This is a genomic window from Streptomyces sp. NPDC021020, assembly GCF_044333285.1.
Taxonomy (GTDB): Bacteria; Actinomycetota; Actinomycetes; order Streptomycetales; family Streptomycetaceae; genus Actinacidiphila.
In genome coordinates this window covers 1-1,332 of sequence record NZ_JBIRQQ010000025.1, presented here as the reverse complement: position 1 = coordinate 1,332, position 1,332 = coordinate 1, and the positions used below count along the sequence as shown (strand labels likewise).

The window sequence follows — 1,332 nt, the reverse complement described above, 5'->3', positions numbered from 1 at the left end:
TCTGCGTGGTGAGTTAGCGGAGTTTGTGGGTGATGTGTTCGGCTCGGTGTCGCGGCGTGATCAGCGGCGGTGGGGCGAGTGCTACATGCGTGGGCTGATGCTGGACGGGCGGCGCAAGTCGATCCAGCCGATGGCGGAGCGGTTGCCTGATGGGAACATGCAGGCGCTGCAGCAGTTCGTCAGCCAGTCGACGTGGGACGAGACGCCGGTGCGGCGGCGGATCGCACAGCGGCTGACCGAGGCTGTGGTACCGCAGGTGTGGGTGGTCGACGATGTGTCGTTCCCCAAGTGCGGCACTGCTTCGCCGGGGGTGGCCCGGCAGTACTGCGGTGCGCTGGGGAAACGGGCGAACTGCCAGGTCGCGGTCAGTGTCCATGCGGCGACCGACACGGCCTCGTGTCCGTTGCAGTGGCGGTTGTATCTGCCGCGGGAGTGGGCCGAAGACCCTGCGCGTTGTGCGCGCGCCGGGATCCCGGAGCCGGTGGAGCACCGGGAGAAGTGGCGGTTGGCCCTGGACATCATCGACGAACTCGCCGGCTGGGACTTGGCGGTGCCGGTGGTGGTGGCCGATGCCGGCTACGGGCAGAGCACACCGTTCCGGCTCGCCCTGCACGAGCGGGGGCTGGGCTATGTGGTCGCGGTCACCGGCCGGGAGGTCGCCCAGCGAGTGGATGCGGTGCCGCACCGGCCTGGCTACGGCGGGCTCGGGCCGCCCACCTTGCCCCGCTACCGCACAGCGGCGGTGCCGGTGGCAGAACTGGCGACCGACCGGGGCCGGGCCGCCTTCACGCCGGTGACCTGGCGGGAGGGCAGCAAAGGCCCGATGACCTCCCACTTCCGGGTCCTCGCGATACGTCCAGCCGGCAAGGAAGCCGCCAAGGCCGCCCAGGAGGCCGGTGGTGGGCGCAACTGCTGGGACGGGGTCCTGCCCATGGAGACGCTGCCGGTCGAGTGGCCGCAAGACCAGCCGGCGCCCACGGACTTCTGGATGTCCGACCTGCCCGTCAGCACCCCGGTGGCCGATCTGGTCCGGTGGGCGAAGATGCGCTGGCGGATCGAGCACGACTACCGCGAACTCAAGCACGGCCTGGGCCTGGACCACTTCGAAGGCCGCACCTGGCGCGGCTGGCACCACCACGTCACCCTCGTTACCGCCGCCCAGGCCTTCCTCACCCTGCGGCGGCTCGACCCAAAAGCCCCAACGCCGGCCTGACCCTCTACCAGGTCCTGGACACACTCCAGAACCTGCTGAAGTGCTGGACCGGCACCTGCACCACCTGCGGCCGACCACTCACCACCAGAAGCAGACCCAGAACCTAACGAAGCACTACT

At 69.7% G+C, this 1,332-nt stretch carries 1 protein-coding gene; it reads left to right on the top strand.

The window, feature by feature from the left end; all coding sequences use genetic code 11:
- Position 1 precedes the first annotated feature (1 nt).
- Positions 2-1,213, top strand: coding sequence for an IS701 family transposase (locus ACH4SL_RS36980; protein WP_398454667.1), 1,212 nt, complete (start codon positions 2-4; stop codon positions 1,211-1,213).
- The last annotated feature ends 119 nt before the right edge of the window (positions 1,214-1,332 follow it).